The following is a 15,888-nucleotide window of genomic DNA, read 5'->3' as shown; positions in this document are numbered from 1 at the left end:
ATAGGCTGAGCACATGAGCGCAATCCTCCGACATTGGCGCACTGAAGATGCCGAGGCATTGGCTGAGGTGTATGAGCAGGCCGACGACGCTCTGCTGTCCAACATTCCCGACGACCGCAGTCTTGTCGGCGCTCGTACATGGATCGAGACCATCACCGGCGCCGAGGCGGAGGGCAAGGTCTGTGCCTTCGTCATCGTTGACCATGCCGACGGATCGGACCTACGCATCCTCGGCAACGTCATGGCCTCCGGGATCGATCACCGGCATTCGACCGCGTGGATCTCCTACTGGATTGTCGCCGAGGGAAGAGGCCGAGGGCTGACCTCGGCGGGACTGCGCAGCCTCGTCGATCATCTCCACGACGATCAAGGGATCTATCGACTCGAACTCGGGTACCGGGTGAACAATCCGGCCTCGGCCGCAGTGGCGATGAACGCTGGTTTCCTCATCGAAGGCCGCGAACGAGAGAAACTGGTCTATGACGGCATCCGCTATGACACCGAGGTCTGCGCTCGTCTGCGTGGGGACCCGCGGCACAGCGGAACCCGGCTTCGCGTGATCTGAAACATCGGCGGCGCCACAACCGAAACCCAGAACTACACCTCTCTGGGGTCGTGGGAACTGACGATGCGAATGTCTTTGTCGCCAGACAGAGTGGCGATCTTCCTGACCGTGTTCATTCGTTCGGCTTCGTCGTATTGGACTGAACGGGCGAAGTCCTCTACTCCGGCGGGCGCGGTACTCAGCAATTGGGTGTGATGATGGAAGGCGTCGCCGACGTGAAGCAGCAAATGGTCGTCTGTAGGGACGAGAACCCCTACGTGTCCCGGTGCATGTCCGCCCAGAGCTATGAGTCGGATCGTATTCGGCAGCCCGTCCAATGTGAACGTGGCGAATCCTCGCCACTCGGGAGCAGGTCGGGGACTCGGCGCCCAGACGATATCGTGTGACCACTGCGCGGGCACCAGCCCGGCGCCACCGTCGCGGACAACATTGCGACACTCGTCGGCAGCATGGATTCGTGCCCACGGAAAGTCGGAGAGGCCGTCGACGTGGTCCCGGTGATGATGCGTGACGATGACGTCGGTGACTGAGTGCGGGTCCCGCTTGTGCGCCGTCACTTGGGATTTCAGCGTCTCGTCCGGATCGAGGGCCGGGCGTGCAAGGTCGAGCCACTGCTTTCCGAAACGAGAAACCGGGTCTGCGATTCCGGCGTGGCCGATTCCTGTGTCCACCGCGATCAGCCGGGCCCCATCCTTGATGAGGAGCACACGGCAGACGAAGTGATCGGTTCCGAAAGCGGCCTCGCCGCCGCGCATGTTGAGTGTCCCGCAGTTGAGTTCGACGATGTCCATGGCTATGACTGTAGGAGTTCGAGTCGACACGAAGTCAACTACCATGACGCCATGAGGATCGGAGAAGCCGCAGAATATCTTGGGGTGAGCACACACCTGCTCAGGCATTGGGAGGGCGAAGGCGTCATAGATCCGCCTCGGACGGCCGGCGGAGCGCGGCAATACAACGCTCAGCAACTCGGTCTTGTGACAATTGCGTTGAGATGCCAGAAAGCGGGAATGCCTCTGCCTGTGATCGCACGCCTGCTCAACGGAACTCGCGATGAGAAGGTCGAACTCGTAGCCGCTCAGCGTGATGAGATCCTCCGTCAACGAGAACTTCTCAATGCGTCGGCCGAATACCTCGGGCATGTGCTCGAATGCACGCATCCTCTGATCAACGACTGTCCGGCCTGTTCGTCGTTCGCTTCCGGTGGCCGCTGACTCTGCATCTGCCCTCCAGAACTACCCGACGGGAGCCCAGATACCTCGCCCCAGGTTGCTGCGCCGCCGTCGGGTAGCAAATGGGAGTGTTCTTTGGGTCACCGGATGTGAGGAGACACCCTCGGGGTCGCTAGACTGGCGAGCGGAGATCGCAGGGATCGTCACACGAGGAGTCACAGACATATGAGCATTCGCGTAGCCGTCATCGGAGCCAAAGGGCGGATGGGATCCCATGCCGTCGATGCGATCGAGGCTGCCGATGGCCTCGAGCTCGTCGCCGCACTCGGCAGCAGCGACTCGCTCGAGTCCCTGCTCGAGAAGAATGTCGACGTCGCCGTCGAACTCACCGTCCCGAAGTCCACCGAGGACAACGTCACCTTCCTCGTCGAACACGACATCGACACCGTCGTCGGCACCACCGGCTGGGACAACGACCGACTGGCCCGCCTCGAAGGCACACTCAAGGACCACCCGAAGGCCGCGGTCCTCATTGCCCCGAACTTCTCGATCGGTGCGGTCCTGGCGATGCGCTTCGCCGAACTCGCCGCCCCCTACTTCGACTCTGCCGAGGTCGTCGAAACCCACCACACCCGCAAGCTCGACGCACCCTCGGGCACCGCGAACCACACGGCCCAGCGCATCGCTGCCGCCCGCAACTCAGCCGGACTCCCGGCCGTCCCCGACTCCACGGAATCCGACCCGCTGGGTGCCCGGGGAGCGGTCATCGACGGCATCCACGTCCACGCGATCCGCCAGCAGGGCATGAACGCCCACGAGGAGATCCACTTCGGCTCCGACGGCGAAGCCCTGACCATCCGCACCGACTCGCACTCCACCTCGGCGTTCATGCCGGGCATCGTCACCGCGGTCCGCTCGATCGCCGACTACACGGGGCTCATCCACGGCCTCGAGAACATGCTCGACCTCTGATGTCGAAGGCCAAGATCGGAGCGATCGTCGTCTCCGTCGTCCTCGTCTTCTACTTCGTCCTCATGGGACAGCGGGCCTGGATCCTCGTGCGCGAACCCGACCTCATCCCGCGCATCATGGGCATCGCCCTGTTCGTGCTGCCGATCATCGGCGCCTGGACGCTCATCGTCGAACTCATCTTCGGTGCGAGGACTGAGAAGCTCGCCCGCATCCTCGGCGACGAGGGCGGACTGCCCGTCGATGATCTGCCGCGGACACCGGGCGGGAAGATCATCCGTGAGGCCGCCGATGAGGAATTCGTGAAGTACCAGGCCGAAGCCGAGGCCGCACCGGGTGACTGGCGATCCTGGTTCCGCCTCTCCTGCGCCTACGACGCCAGCGGCGATCGCAAACGCGCCCGCGCCACGATGCGCAAGTCGATCGCCCTGTTCCGTGAGGGGCAGAAGCAAGGCGCCTGATCGCGGTCAGGAATGGTTCGCCGAGGCGGCTGACCCCGACCCCGGCCCTACTCCGAGGCGGCTGATCCCGACCCCGAACCCGACCCCGACCCCGCCGAGCCCGTCCCCGACCCCGGCGATGCCGACCGGATCACAGCCGCGATCCCACCTTCCAAGGGCCCGCGCTGACCGACGAACATCTTCCACAACAGCGGCATGAGCACGAACGTCAGCGCGTGCACCAGATACTCCGTGGACTGTTCGGCCACAGTTCCCGCGCCCTCCGTCGGATCATTGACGATGGCCGGCCGGGTGATCTCGATCAGCACCACATGTGCGGCATACACGCTCAGCGGCATCGATCCCGGTGCCGACAGCGGGGCGAGCGCCCACGACCGGCGTCCCAACAGCACCGTAGCGGCCTGGCACGCCACGATCGTCATCACCGCCGTTCCGGCCGTGGAGAGCAGGTCGAACGGCGTCGCCGAATGCGGTCCGGCGATCGCCAGCCACCACCACGAGGTCGCCGAAGTCACCCCGTAGCTGCCGGTGAACAGGGCCGCGGTGAGATCGATGCCCCACATCTGTGAGTCCTCGACAAGTGCCGCATCCCCACCGAAGACGTTGAGCAGCAGCCAGGAGGAACCGCGACCAACGACGAAGAGTGAGAGTCCGACGGTGAACAGGCCGAGCAGATGTCGGCCGATGTCGAGCTTCGCCACCGCCATGCCCAGCAGAATGTAGGACATCCACTGCAGCACGGGGTAATACCCGGTGAGGAAGAGGTCGGTGAGCATCGTGCCCGGAGTGGCGAAGTCGAAGAAGCCCATCGGCAGGTAGCTCGGTTCGAGGAGGAACGTCGACCGCACCCACATCGACACCACGGGAGTCAGGAGCATCCACGCTCCCGTGATCGCGAACAGGGCGCCGGCGCGCAGCCGCAGGAAGAGCAGCGCGAGGGCGAACATGATCCCGTAGTTGACGAGGATGACCGCCAGCAGGCTGGAGATCGATCCGAGGCACAGTCCGATGATCACGATGGCGGCCGCGCGGATGAGCACGCTCGGCACGGCATCGCGCAGCCGCCCCCGGCCGTCATGGGCACCGTCCAATCGGGAGCGGGTGGAGAGCACCAGCGAGCAGCCGGCGAGGACCGCGAACAGCGCCGAGGCGCGACCGGCGAAGATCGCTGCCCACGTCGGCATCCCCGTGTCATCGGCGAGTGCGAAGATGTGCGTGACCATCATCGCCAGCAGGGCGATCCCGCGGGCGGCATCGAGACCGATGAGCCGTCCGGCAGGGCTGAGCCGATTCGCCACCGTCGCCGAGGTGGTGCCTGGGTCGGATCCCTGCGCTCGGTGAGGGTCTGCCGGGTGAGAGCTCATGGTTCGATTCTCACACGACTATGCCGACCGCGCGCGTACGCGCCCGGGGTATCTTTATGCCATGACTTTCAACCCGAATGCCGATATCAGCGGCAACAGGACGAGCAAGCGCGGCCGCAATACCGCGATTGCCGGCGGCGGTGTCGGCATCGTCGGGCTGCTCGTCTTCCTCATCGGTCCGCTGCTCGGCGTCGATGTGACCGGACTGATGGGCGGGTTGGAACTCGATGACGGAGGCGGCCAGAACTCCTCGAGCGGGACCAGCATGTCCCAGTGCGATACCGGCGAGGATGCGAACACGAACGTCGATTGCCGGATGGCCGGGGCTCAGGTCGTCCTCGACGACTACTGGGAGAAGAAGGTCGATGGGTATCAGCCGCCGGAGCTGACGATCGTCGACGGGCAGACGTCGACGGCGTGCGGCACCGCGTCGAATCAGGTTGGTCCCTTCTACTGCCCTTCCGATCAGGGCGTCTACATCGATCCGAGCTTCTTCGACATCATGCGTCAGCAGTTCGGCGCTTCCGCCGACGAGCTCGCCCAGCTCTACATCGTCGGCCACGAGTGGGGCCACCACATCCAGAACATCACCGGAGTCATGCGCGAACACCCCAACGACGGCACCGGGGCCGAGAGCAACAGCGTGCGCACCGAACTCCAGGCCGACTGCTACGCAGGGGCCTGGCTCGGCAATGTCACCACACTCACCGACGACAACGGCAACCCGTACCTCGAAGAACCCACGCAGGAACAACTCGACGACGCGCTCAACGCGGCCTTCGTCGTCGGCGATGACCACATCCAAGAGCAGTCCGGGTTCTCCAACCCGGAATCGTTCACCCACGGCTCGAGCAAACAGCGCCAGAAATGGTTCACCTCCGGCTACAACGAGGGCTTGAACAGCTGCGACACCTTCGCGGTCTCCGGCGACGAGCTCTGAGGCGCGAGCTCTGGGTGTGCCAGCCGCCCGAACATGGCATGCGACTTCGTCAGCCCCCGGCAGTGGCGATGAAGAGCCAGCCACGTCCGGGAGCATAGGGGAGATCATGAACCTCAACGTCGCTGAAGCCCGCATCCGACAGAGTCCGCTCGACCGCAGGTTGTGATCTGAAACGCAGCGTTGACGTCGAATCAATGCGTTCCTCATCGAGGTGGAAGATCGTCGGCGAGATGAAGGTGACGAACTCACCGTCGACGTGAATCGCCTCGACCCATTCCTCCACAATGCCTACCTCGCCGAGATCGACGGTGCGGTGAGTCGTCTCTTTGGTCCACCGCTCCCAGGCGCGGTCAAACGGGTCACGCGTCTCGAAAACCAGCCTTCCTCCGGGGCGAAGGCAGTATCGAATAGCACGTAACGTGGAAAGCCAGTCACTGTCGTCGAGGAAGACCTGCGCGACATTCGCAGTCATCGTTGCCATGTCGAAGGAGTTCCACCGGGCAATGTCGTCAGCCACGTCCGGGGCTGTGCCGACGACAAGCTCCGCTGTGCCTTGTGTCAGTTTGGACTGTGCAACGTCCACGGAGGCTTGAGCGGGGTCGACGCCGAGAGCCTCGACATCCATATCGACAAGCCGAGTGATGAGTACCCCGGTGCCGCAACCGACGTCGAGCACGGTGTCCGCTCCGAACTCGGCTACCAGATTCACATATGTGTCCAGGTCCGATCGGTCGGGATCGAGCGGGTCATAGACACGTGCGAGTCGGGGATGTGAAAAGAGGGCATCAGGCATGGCTCCCGAGTAACTGCCGCAAACCCGTCAGACATCAGGGCGACTTGATATGTATCCCTATTGTCGACCTGGTCGGGTCCGATTAGAGTGAACTGAAACTGTGCGACGAGGGGGCAACACGGTATGGGTTCATCGGACGCACTCAGCGGCGCACAGATCAACGCGGCAGGATTGAGTGACTGGCGACAGCTGGCCGGACCGATTCGCGCACGCTTCCTCACGGCGAACTTCGCCGAAGCGCTGGAATTGGCCGGAGCTGTCGGGGAGGCGTCGGAGCGGGCCGGCCTCGCGCCCGAGATCACCCTGACCGCTTCCAACGTTGTCGTCACCCTGAGCAGCGAAGCCGAACGAGGGGTCAGTCGCGACGATCTCGACCTTGCTCGCACCATCAGCGAACTCGCCGCCGAACAGGAGCTTCATGCCGAACCAGCGAGTCTGCAGCAGGCGGAGTTCGCTCTCAATACGACCTCGGGAGCTCGGGTGGCAGGTTTCTATGCTGCTCTCCTCGATGCCGAATTCGACGGGGTCCACGTAAACGGCGGATTGGCTGACCCGACCGGGCAGGTCAACACCGGGCTGTGGTGGCAGGAACCGCGGACGAACAGCCGCTTCCCGCTGCCGGAGACCGAGTCCCCGCAACGCTGGCATCTGGACGTCTGGGTCGGCCACGACGAAGTCGAGAACCGAATCGACTCCGCCCTCGCTGCCGGTGGACGTCTTATCAGTGATGCAGCGGCACCGTCCTACTGGGTGCTCGAAGACCCTGACGGCAACCGGGCCTGCATCTGCGCAGCTATGGTCGATTGATCGGCGGGGCGGACCCCGTTGGACCAGGAATGAGTCCGTGGATTCGTCGCCAATGCATGAAATGGTCGATGACGACACGGACATCGTGGTGCGGCAGCACCTGTCCCAAAGAGTCGCGGTGCGACGGCAGAGCAAGACGATGAATGACGACCCTGCGCCCATCGCGCAGACGGAGCGCACAGATTCGACGGGCATCGCCCGCACTTGGCGGAATGATCGCAGCGATCTGTGACCAGAAGACCCGTGTCCGACGGGACCACAGTTGATCACACTCAATACCCTCGTCATGAATTCTCAGGCTCACCTTCAGGGACCGTACGAAGACGAGGACCAGTGCAGCGAGGCCGAGAACTCCCGCGACCACGATCACGACTCCGAACGCCACCACAAGGGCCCGGGAACCCCCGTCGATGAGGCCGGCGAAGAACGTCATGACGACGAACCCGAGTCCGATGGCCACGACGCACAGCAGCGACGTGAAAGCGTACATGACGGCGATGACGGGTTGGAGGTCCGAAGCGTGCAGCCGCCCGAGGTCGACTCGCATCGGTCCGAGATTCGGCTGTCCGGTGATCTCCATGACTATTCTCTTTTCATCCGACCCGCGAAGCTGTCCCCGCAGATCACTGCAGATACTGATCACTAAAGACACTATTCGCCTTCGGCCGGAGACAACAGTATGCGCGTGTGTCGAAATCGCCACGTGCCGGTGCGGCGCCGCTCACAGCCGTGCGATGGTCTCCACATCCTCGCCGAACTCCCGGGCCGTCGCCTCGGACACCGTAGCCCGGGTCGCACGCAGCGCCTCGAGGTAGTCATCGGTCGAGAGCACATCCGTGCGCGACGCGATGTCGACCTGCTGCTGCCGCAATGCCGAGGCCAGCGCCTCCTGCGAGGCGCGCCGGGCAGCATATTCGATATCGGCTGGGGTCAGCCCGTCACTTGCATCGACAAGCACCGCGAGATCCACAGCGGAGACCGTGTGCTCGGGGATGTAGCGCGTCCAGATCGCTTCCCTCGCCGTGGCATCGGGCAGCCCGATGGGAATGACATAGTCGAAGCGACCGTGGCGGAGGAACGCCGCATCGAGGGCGCGCACGAAGTTCGTCGCACAGATGAGCAGCCTGCCCTCCCGATCCCGGAACTCCGCGACCTGCTTGAGCAGCTCGTTCGTCACCCCCTGCGTCGGCGACGGCGGCTCACCCCCGCGCTTCGACGCGATCTCCTCGACCTCGTCGATGAACACGACCGCATGCTCGAGTTCGTTGATCTGCTCGAACGTCGACCGCAGGCCCGCGGCCACACCGCCGGGCTCCCCGGACAGACGCGAGGGGAAGACCTCGACGAACGGCCAGTCCAGACGTGAGGCCACCGCCTTCGCGAAAGTCGTCTTCCCCGTCCCCGGAGGGCCGAAGAGCATCACCGCCCGAGGCGGGACGACCCCGAAATGATCCGCCAGATCAGGTTCGGCCAAAGGCACGACGAGGCGGTCCTCGAGCATGTCCTTCTCCTCCTGCATCCCGCTGACCGAATCCCACAGGTGCCGCGGCAGCACCCGACCTCCGACCGCCTTGAGCCGATCGAGCTCCCGACGTTGCACCGGCAGGTGCCGCTCGACGTACTCCAGCTCCGGCCGAGCCTCGAACCCATTGCCAAGCAGGGCGGCGAACGCCGAAGTGGAGCCCGGCACGAGCATCGACAGCTTGCCCAACCCCAGCGGCATGAGACGGCGTTCGAGCGCATCGAGCAGCCCCGCCTCGGCGCGGGTTCCCTGCTCCGGATCATCCCGCACGGAGCCGAGCACGTGGAAGAACACGATCGCCCCCTGACCGTGCGCGGCCCGGCCCACGGCGGCACCGACGATCTCCTCATCTCGGACGGCGACGACGGCCTGATTGCGCTGACAGGAGGCAAGGACCTCGGACAGCGGATACAGGGTAGGGGCGGGAACAGAACCGGCCATGGCCTCCTGCTCAGCCGCCTCGACGAGGCGGATGATCCCGTCGAGATCGTCATCGTGGAAATCGCGGATGCGGGTGCGGGTCATCGAAAGCTCCTTCGGTGGCGGGCAGGCTCCCAGCGTAGACGATTTCGGGCCACCACCTGTGATCTGTCTCTCACCATGCCAGGAGCACAGCCGCCTCGGCGGGGGAAGGACGACGCGTGAGCGCGGGGGACCGGGAGGGAAACCCTGGCCACATACGCTGGAGAGGGGAGGCGAACATCATCCGCAACGCGGATGGGCCACTGCACGGCCCGGCGGGTGTGGGCGGTATCCTGGGGGCATGGCGATTCTCGGTGACCAGGCAGCAGCGACTGCCATTGATGCGTTCGGTACCGTCGGCACGGCAATGGTGACGCCGTTCAAGCGTGACGGCAGCATCGACTATCCGGCCGTCGAGAAGGTGGCGAACCACCTCGTCGAACTCGGAAACGACATGCTCGTCGTCTCCGGCACCACCGGAGAATCACCGACGACGACCGACGATGAGAAGATCGAACTCCTCCGCGTCGTCCGCGGAGTCATCGGCAACCGCGCGAAGATCATCGCCGGCACCGGCAACAACGTCACCGCGCACACCATCGACCTCTCGCAGCGCTCCGCGGTCGCGGGAGCCGACGGCATCCTCATCGTCACTCCCTACTATTCGAAGCCGACCCAGCCGGCGATCGAAGCGCATATGCGCGCCGCCGCGGACTCGACCGACCTGCCGGTGATGCTCTACGACATTCCCGGCCGCGCCGGTGCCCCGATCATCACCGACACGCTGCTGCGGCTGTCCGACCACCCGAACATCCTCGCGGTCAAGGACGCCAAGGGCGACCTCTTCGCCTCCTCGTTCGTGATGAACAACTCGTCGCTGGTCTACTACTCCGGCGAGGACGCACTCAACCTGCCGCTGCTCTCCCTCGGCGCGCTCGGCCTCGTGTCCGTGGCCGGACACGTCTGCTCCGACCGCTTCGCCCAGATGGTCCGAGCAGTGGCGAACAACGACCTCAACACCGCACGCATCCTCTCCCGCGACACCGCGGACGTCGTGGATGCGCTCATGAACCACATGCCGGGAGTGATCTCGGCGAAGGCCGCATTGCAGGCCCAAGGAATACTCGACAACCGCGACGTGCGCATGCCGCTGCTCCCAGCTGATGAGGAGCAGGTGGCATTCGTCGCCGCCCAATTGACCAGGAGTGGTTACCTCAGTGAATAATGCATTGACCCAAGAACTGTCCCGTCCGCCGAAGATGGACAAGGAAGCCGTTCGCATCGTCGCGCTCGGCGGACTCGGCGAGGTCGGGCGCAATATGACCGTGTTCGAATACCACGGCAAACTCCTCATCGTCGACTGCGGCGTCCTCTTCCCCGAAGAGGACCAGCCCGGCGTCGACCTCATCCTCCCCGACTTCTCGTACCTCGACGATCGCCTCGACGACATCGTCGGCCTCGTCCTCACCCACGGCCACGAAGACCACATCGGTGCCGTGCCCTACCTGCTGCGCCGCAAGGGTGATATTCCGATACTCGGCTCGAAGCTGACGATCGCCCTCATCGAGGCCAAGCTCAAGGAACACCGGATCAAGCCGATCACGCGCGTGGTGCGTGAGGACGATCTCGACCAGCTCGGTCCCTTCGACCTCGAGTTCGTCGCCGTCAACCACTCGATCCCCGACGCCCTGGCCGTGTTCATCCGCACCGGCGCCGGCAACATCCTCCACACCGGCGACTTCAAGATGGACCAGCTGCCGCTCGACGGCCGGATCACGGACCTGCGTGCCTTCGCCCGCCTCGGCGAAGAGGGTGTGGACCTGTTCATGACGGACTCGACGAACGCCGAGGTCCCCGGCTTCACCGCGCTGGAGAAGGACATCGGGCCCGTGCTCGAGAACCTCTTCGGCACCGCCGAACGCCGCATCATCGTCGCCTCCTTCTCCTCCCACGTCCACCGCGTCCAGCAGGTGCTCAACGCGGCCAACGCCCACGGCCGCAAGGTCGCCCTCGTCGGCCGCTCCATGGTGCGGAACATGAAGATCGCCGAAGACCTCGGCTACCTCAACGTGCCGCAGGGGTCGATCATCGACATCAAGAAGGTCGACGACTACCCCGAGGACCAGATCGTCCTCATGTGCACCGGCTCCCAGGGCGAGCCGATGGCCGCCCTGTCGCGGATGGCCAACCGCAACCACCGCGTCGAGGTCGGCGACGGCGACACCGTCATCCTCGCCTCCTCGCTCATCCCCGGCAACGAGAACTCCGTGTTCAAGGTCATCAACGGCCTGATGCGCCTCGGCGCCCGAGTGATCTCGAAGGCCGATGCGAAGATCCACGTCTCCGGTCACGCCTCCGGCGGCGAGCTGCTCTACTGCTACAACATCGTCAAGCCGCGCGGAGTCATGCCCGTCCACGGCGAATGGCGCCACCTGCTGGCCAACGGCCGTCACGCCGAGGCGACCGGCGTCGATCCGGACAACATCGTGCTTGCCGATGACGGCTGGGTCGTCGACCTCAAGGACGGTCACGCCGAGGTCGTCGGCGCCGTCGACTGCAACTATGTCTTCGTCGACGGATCGTCGGTCGGTGAGATCACCGAGGCCGACCTCAAGGACCGCCTCGTGCTGTCCGGTGAGGGCTTCGTGACGATCTTCATGGCCGTGAACTCGCAGACGAAGTCGCTCATCGCCGGCCCCGAGATCCACGCCCGCGGTGTCGCCGAATCCGACGACGTTTTCGACTCGATCGTGCCGAAGGTGAAGAAGGCCGTCGAGGATGCCCTCCGTGACGGCACCACCGACCAGTACCAGCTCCAGCAGGTCGTGCGCCGCACCATCGGCCGCTGGGTGTCCTCGAAGCTGCGCCGCAAGCCGATGATCGTCCCGATGGTCGTCATCGTCTGAGGTTCAGAGTTTCTGAGTCCCTGAACTGCTGCGGGTCGCAGCGCGGAACGATCCCGCGCGGGCGCCGATGCATTTACAGCTCGGTGAACCTGCACTAGCTTGGTCCCTGCACCAAGCCCGTGCAGGTTCACCGAGCTGTTGGCGTTTCCGGGGCTGGTCCCGGTGCGGCACGTGTCTCCTGCGGGTGGATCCGTCTCGATGTCTCGCTGATTTTCGCGGTGGATCCACCCGCAGGAGACATCCTCGGTCTGAGCAGCCCGCACCCCGACGGCCACCACGCTCGACACCCCGTCTCGAATCCAGGATAGGGTTTGACGAGACGTTCATCACCTCATAGTCTTTCGTCGTGTGAACAAACATTTTCACGATGTGGAAGTTCGCAGGCCAAACCCCGTTGACCAGCGAACACGGACGCACCAGTTGGTGCGGACAAGGACGCAGCACTGCGGTGCTGACTAAGGAGAACCAGCGATGACCGCTCATATCGAAAACCTGGACATCCCCGCCGGGATGGAGATCACCGGTGAGCTGCCGGACGGGGCTGAGAAGGTCCTCACCCCGCGAGCTCTCGAGCTCATCGTCGAACTGCACCGGAAGTTCAACGGCGAACGGCTCAATCGCCTCGAAGCACGCAAGGTCCGTCAGGAAGAGATCGCCGCCGGCGCCGACCTCGACTTCCTCGAAGAGACCGCCGACATCCGCAACGATCCGACATGGCAGGTCGCAGCCCCGGCTCCCGGCCTCGAGGACCGCCGAGTGGAGATGACCGGGCCGACGTACAAGAAGATGACGATCAACGCCCTGAACTCGGGGGCGAAGGTGTGGCTGGCCGACCAGGAGGACGCGAACACCCCGCAGTGGGATTCGGTCATCCAGGGTCAGCTCAATCTGCTCGACTCGCTCAACCGCGAGATCGACTTCACCTCGCCCGAGGGCAAGTCCTACACTCTGGCCCCGGATGAGGAGCTGCCGACCATCGTCGTCCGCCCCCGCGGCTGGCACATGCCGGAGAAACACATCCTCATCGACGGTGAGGAGACCTCCGGCTCGCTCGTCGACTTCGCCCTGTACTTCTCCACTGCCGGTCAGCTCCAGATCGAAAAGGGCAAAGGGCCCTACTTCTACCTGCCGAAGATGGAATCCCACCTCGAAGCGCGCCTGTGGAACCAGGCCTTCGAGCTCGCTGAGGACACCTTCGGCCTCGACCGCGGAACCATCCGGGCCACTGTGCTCATCGAGACCTACCCGGCCGCATTCGAGATGGAGGAGATCCTCTACGAACTGCGCGAGCACTCCGCCGGACTCAACGCCGGTCGCTGGGACTACATCTTCTCGGTGATCAAGAACTTCCGCGCTCGTGGCTCGGACTACCTGCTGCCGGACCGTTCGGACGTGACCATGACCGTTCCGTTCATGGACGCCTACACCGAACTGCTCGTTCGCACCTGCCACAAGCGCGGCGCGCACGCGATCGGCGGCATGTCCGCGTTCATCCCGTCGAAGGACGAGGCCGAGAACAAGGCCGCCTTCGACAAGGTGCGCGAGGACAAGTCCCGTGAAGCAGGCAAGGGCTTCGACGGTTCGTGGGTCGCCCACCCTGGCATGGTCGCCCTGTGCAAGGAGGTCTTCACCGAGACCCTGGGTGAGAACGCCAACCAGATCGAGAACAAGCGCGAGGACGTCAACGTCTCCGCCGCGGACCTCCTCAACGTCAAGGCCACCCCCGGTGCGATGACGGAGAAGGGCCTGCGGACGAACGTCAACGTCGGCATCCAGTACCTGCGCGCCTGGCTCGAAGGCAACGGCGCGGTCGCCATCCACGGGCTGATGGAGGACGCCGCGACCGCGGAGATCTCCCGTTCCCAGGTGTGGCAGTGGCTCGATGCCGGAGTCGAACTGGACACCGGTGAGACGGTCACGAAGGACCTCGTCGAGCGCATCGTCGCCGAGGAGGTCGCCAAGCTGCCCGGTGACGAAGCCGATTGGAAGGACGCCACCGACACCTTCGTCTCGGTCGCGATCGCTCCCGACTACGTCGACTTCCTCACCCTGCCGGCCTACGCCCGCATGCCCTGACCTGCAAGCGGTGACCACACCGAACGCCCCCGAAATCTGTGCCGTGCGCACCGATTCGGGGGCGTTCTTCGCTAAGCTCGACCTACACATGCACGCAGCGCAGCGTCCGCAATCGCTGGAACAGAGGTGGGGATGAGCCGGACCACAGAACTGCCGCGACTGGCCAGTCCCGACAGCATCGCCGAGCTTTCCGAGCTCATGGCCCGCGCCCATGCCGAGAACCGCACCGTCGCCGTCTTCGGCGGCGGCACCGCCTTCGACGACAATCCGCCGGCAGCGACCCCCGGGCTGCTCATCGACATGACCGGCCTCGCCGAGGTGGCCGATCACGCCGAGGTGACCGATCGTTCCCAGACGGGCGGCCGTTCCGTGCCCGCTGACCGTTCCGTGTCAGACGGAACCCTGCGTGCCGGTGCGGGAGCGAAGATCAGCGCGCTCGACCGCCTCGCCGCCGCCTCCGGGCAGGAGATTTTTCCCGACCTGCCTCTCGACCGGATCGAGGCCGGAGCCAGCCTCGGCGGAATGATCGCCACGGCCGCGACAGGACCGCGCCACCTGCACCGTCCCCGCCTCGCAGAGTCCGTGACCGCGGTGACGACCGTCGGCGCCGACGGCACGATCGCCCGCACCTCAGGTGGACTCTCACCGGCCCTGACCGGCCGTGACCTGCCCGGGCTGATGACCGGGTCGTTGGGCACGCGCGCGATCATCGTCGAGGCCGAGATCCGCCTGACCACGCGGCCTGAGTCCGAGGGATTCGTCTGGATCCCCGGCGCCGAGGCGGCCGCCGACCTCCTCGCGGCCCGTCGCGTCCCGGATGCGGTCGTCATCGAACGCCCGCCCGGAGCGCCGGCCGCGACCGTCGCCCTCATCGAAGGGGAGACGGCACAGGTCGAGTCCGAGGTGGGCCGCCTCGTCGAGGCTGTCCCCGGTGCCACCGCCTGTGCGCGTCCGGAGTGGTGGGGCAGGCGGGCGGGGGTGCCTGTGACGATCGGTGTGTCGATCGCTCCGGACTTCCTGCCCGACCTGCTCGAGACGACCGCCCGGCTCGAGGACGCGATCGGCTATCCGCTGCAGCTGTGGGGGAGTGCTGTGGGGCGGTTCGAACTCGGCGTCGGAGCACCGGAGACCGAACCGGGAGTGGCGACCAGGGTGGTGCTCGAACACCTGCGTTCCTTCGGCCTGCACCGCATCGGCGCCCGACTGGTCCATGCGCCGGCCACCGTGTGGGACGGCGTCGACGCATGGGGTCCGCTGCCGGGCAGGCAGGGTCTGCAGGAACTCAAGAACGACTGCGACCCGCGCGGGATTCTCTCACCCGGGCGCGGCCTCGGCGGAATCTGACCTCTACTTCACCAGCAGCCCCTCTACTTGACCAGTTGCCCCTCTACTTCACCAGCAGCACGGGGCACTCGGCCTCGAGGATGACCTGCTGCGCGCTCGAGCCCAGCAGCAGCTTGACCACGGGGGAGCGGCGTTTGGTCGACATGACGATGAGCCTTGCGTCGTGGTCCTCGGCCAGGGCGAGGATCTGTTCGGCGGGATCGGATCCGGCTCGCTGGACCTCGAACTCGACCCCCGCCTCGGCGAGGGCCTCACCCAACCGGGTGCACTCGGCCAGAGGCGATACCGACGGAGCGGTCGTCGTATCGGTTCCGAACACGACCGCGCGCAGGCAAGCCTCCTCGCGGTGAGCGGCCGCCAGCGCGTGGTCGAGCACCGCGGGGGAGGCATCGGCGCGCATGGCCAGGACCACGGTCGCCGCGGCGGAATCGACGCCCGGAGAGGCCGTGACTCGCAGGTTCGGGGTGGGGAAGCGGGGGTGCGGGGTCGAATACAGGTCAGTCATGA

The 15,888-nt window shown here is 65.2% G+C and carries 16 protein-coding genes; 10 read left to right on the top strand and 6 right to left on the bottom strand.

Translation table 11 applies throughout. The features are described 5' to 3' along the window. The first annotated feature begins 13 nt into the window (after positions 1 to 13). A complete protein-coding gene (locus J9314_RS12055; protein ID WP_210602634.1) occupies positions 14 to 565 on the top strand; it encodes a GNAT family N-acetyltransferase in 552 nt (183 codons plus the stop codon). 32 nt (positions 566 to 597) lie between these two features. Here J9314_RS12055 and J9314_RS12050 read toward each other — a convergent pair whose 3' ends face one another. Next, entirely contained in the window at positions 598 to 1,320 is a 723-nt protein-coding gene (locus J9314_RS12050; RefSeq protein ID WP_246490748.1) for an MBL fold metallo-hydrolase, read from the bottom strand. A gap of 87 nt (positions 1,321 to 1,407) precedes the next feature. Here J9314_RS12050 and J9314_RS12045 point away from each other — a divergent pair, with 87 nt between their 5' ends. From J9314_RS12045 to J9314_RS12035, 3 genes are all read left to right on the top strand, one after another. Further along, positions 1,408 to 1,779 (top strand): MerR family transcriptional regulator, encoded by a 372-nt coding sequence (locus tag J9314_RS12045; RefSeq protein WP_210605652.1) that lies wholly within the window; start codon positions 1,408 to 1,410, stop codon positions 1,777 to 1,779. 183 nt (positions 1,780 to 1,962) lie between these two features. Then, a complete protein-coding gene (gene dapB, locus J9314_RS12040; RefSeq protein ID WP_210602632.1) occupies positions 1,963 to 2,709 on the top strand; it encodes a 4-hydroxy-tetrahydrodipicolinate reductase in 747 nt (248 codons plus the stop codon). Beyond that, a complete protein-coding gene (locus J9314_RS12035; protein WP_210602631.1) occupies positions 2,709 to 3,167 on the top strand; it encodes a hypothetical protein in 459 nt (152 codons plus the stop codon). Before dapB ends, J9314_RS12035 begins: the two co-directional genes overlap by 1 nt. A 47-nt stretch (positions 3,168 to 3,214) precedes the next feature. Here J9314_RS12035 and J9314_RS12030 read toward each other — a convergent pair whose 3' ends face one another. Next, complete coding sequence (locus J9314_RS12030) at positions 3,215 to 4,531, bottom strand: heparan-alpha-glucosaminide N-acetyltransferase domain-containing protein (RefSeq protein ID WP_210602630.1); 1,317 nt, start codon at positions 4,529 to 4,531, stop codon at positions 3,215 to 3,217. A 61-nt stretch (positions 4,532 to 4,592) separates the two neighbouring features. Here J9314_RS12030 and ypfJ point away from each other — a divergent pair, with 61 nt between their 5' ends. Continuing rightward, positions 4,593 to 5,471: a KPN_02809 family neutral zinc metallopeptidase gene (gene ypfJ, locus J9314_RS12025; protein WP_210602629.1), complete on the top strand. Its 879-nt coding sequence runs from the start codon at positions 4,593 to 4,595 to the stop codon at positions 5,469 to 5,471. A gap of 49 nt (positions 5,472 to 5,520) precedes the next feature. Here ypfJ and J9314_RS12020 read toward each other — a convergent pair whose 3' ends face one another. Continuing rightward, positions 5,521 to 6,264, bottom strand: a complete 744-nt coding sequence (locus tag J9314_RS12020) for a class I SAM-dependent methyltransferase (RefSeq protein ID WP_210602628.1) — start codon at positions 6,262 to 6,264, stop codon at positions 5,521 to 5,523. Between the two features lie 123 nt (positions 6,265 to 6,387). Here J9314_RS12020 and J9314_RS12015 point away from each other — a divergent pair, with 123 nt between their 5' ends. Further along, positions 6,388 to 7,071, top strand: coding sequence for a VOC family protein (locus tag J9314_RS12015; protein ID WP_210602627.1), 684 nt, complete (start codon positions 6,388 to 6,390; stop codon positions 7,069 to 7,071). On the opposite strand, the gene J9314_RS12010 is transcribed toward J9314_RS12015, so the two are convergent. Both J9314_RS12010 and J9314_RS12005 read right to left on the bottom strand, forming a co-directional pair. Beyond that, positions 7,058 to 7,651 (bottom strand): hypothetical protein, encoded by a 594-nt coding sequence (locus J9314_RS12010; RefSeq protein ID WP_210602626.1) that lies wholly within the window; start codon positions 7,649 to 7,651, stop codon positions 7,058 to 7,060. The genes J9314_RS12015 and J9314_RS12010 overlap by 14 nt on opposite strands. Before the next feature lie 141 nt (positions 7,652 to 7,792). Continuing rightward, positions 7,793 to 9,118 carry an ATP-binding protein gene (locus J9314_RS12005; RefSeq protein ID WP_210602625.1) on the bottom strand — a complete coding sequence of 442 codons (1,326 nt, stop codon included), beginning with the start codon at positions 9,116 to 9,118 and terminating at the stop codon, positions 7,793 to 7,795. Between the two features lie 238 nt (positions 9,119 to 9,356). Between J9314_RS12005 and dapA the strand changes: the two genes are divergently transcribed. The 4 genes from dapA to J9314_RS11985 all read left to right on the top strand — a co-directional run bounded on the left by dapA (position 9,357) and on the right by J9314_RS11985 (position 15,381). Beyond that, positions 9,357 to 10,280 carry a 4-hydroxy-tetrahydrodipicolinate synthase gene (dapA, locus tag J9314_RS12000; protein WP_210602624.1) on the top strand — a complete coding sequence of 308 codons (924 nt, stop codon included), beginning with the start codon at positions 9,357 to 9,359 and terminating at the stop codon, positions 10,278 to 10,280. A gap of 34 nt (positions 10,281 to 10,314) precedes the next feature. Then, positions 10,315 to 11,961 (top strand): ribonuclease J, encoded by a 1,647-nt coding sequence (locus J9314_RS11995; RefSeq protein WP_181275893.1) that lies wholly within the window; start codon positions 10,315 to 10,317, stop codon positions 11,959 to 11,961. A 471-nt stretch (positions 11,962 to 12,432) separates the two neighbouring features. After that, positions 12,433 to 14,037, top strand: a complete 1,605-nt coding sequence (gene aceB, locus J9314_RS11990) for a malate synthase A (RefSeq protein WP_210602623.1) — start codon at positions 12,433 to 12,435, stop codon at positions 14,035 to 14,037. A gap of 132 nt (positions 14,038 to 14,169) precedes the next feature. Beyond that, positions 14,170 to 15,381 (top strand): FAD-binding oxidoreductase, encoded by a 1,212-nt coding sequence (locus J9314_RS11985; protein WP_210602622.1) that lies wholly within the window; start codon positions 14,170 to 14,172, stop codon positions 15,379 to 15,381. Positions 15,382 to 15,424: 43 nt separating this feature from the next. Here the strand turns inward: J9314_RS11985 and J9314_RS11980 are convergent, their stop codons facing one another. Continuing rightward, positions 15,425 to 15,886, bottom strand: coding sequence for a universal stress protein (locus J9314_RS11980; RefSeq protein WP_210602621.1), 462 nt, complete (start codon positions 15,884 to 15,886; stop codon positions 15,425 to 15,427). Positions 15,887 to 15,888: the final 2 nt, after the last annotated feature.

The sequence above is a fragment of the Brevibacterium oceani genome (assembly GCF_017948325.1).
Classification (GTDB): domain Bacteria; phylum Actinomycetota; class Actinomycetes; order Actinomycetales; family Brevibacteriaceae; genus Brevibacterium; species Brevibacterium oceani.
Note: the sequence above shows the minus strand (reverse complement) of the source record. Positions and strands in the feature narration are given on the sequence as shown.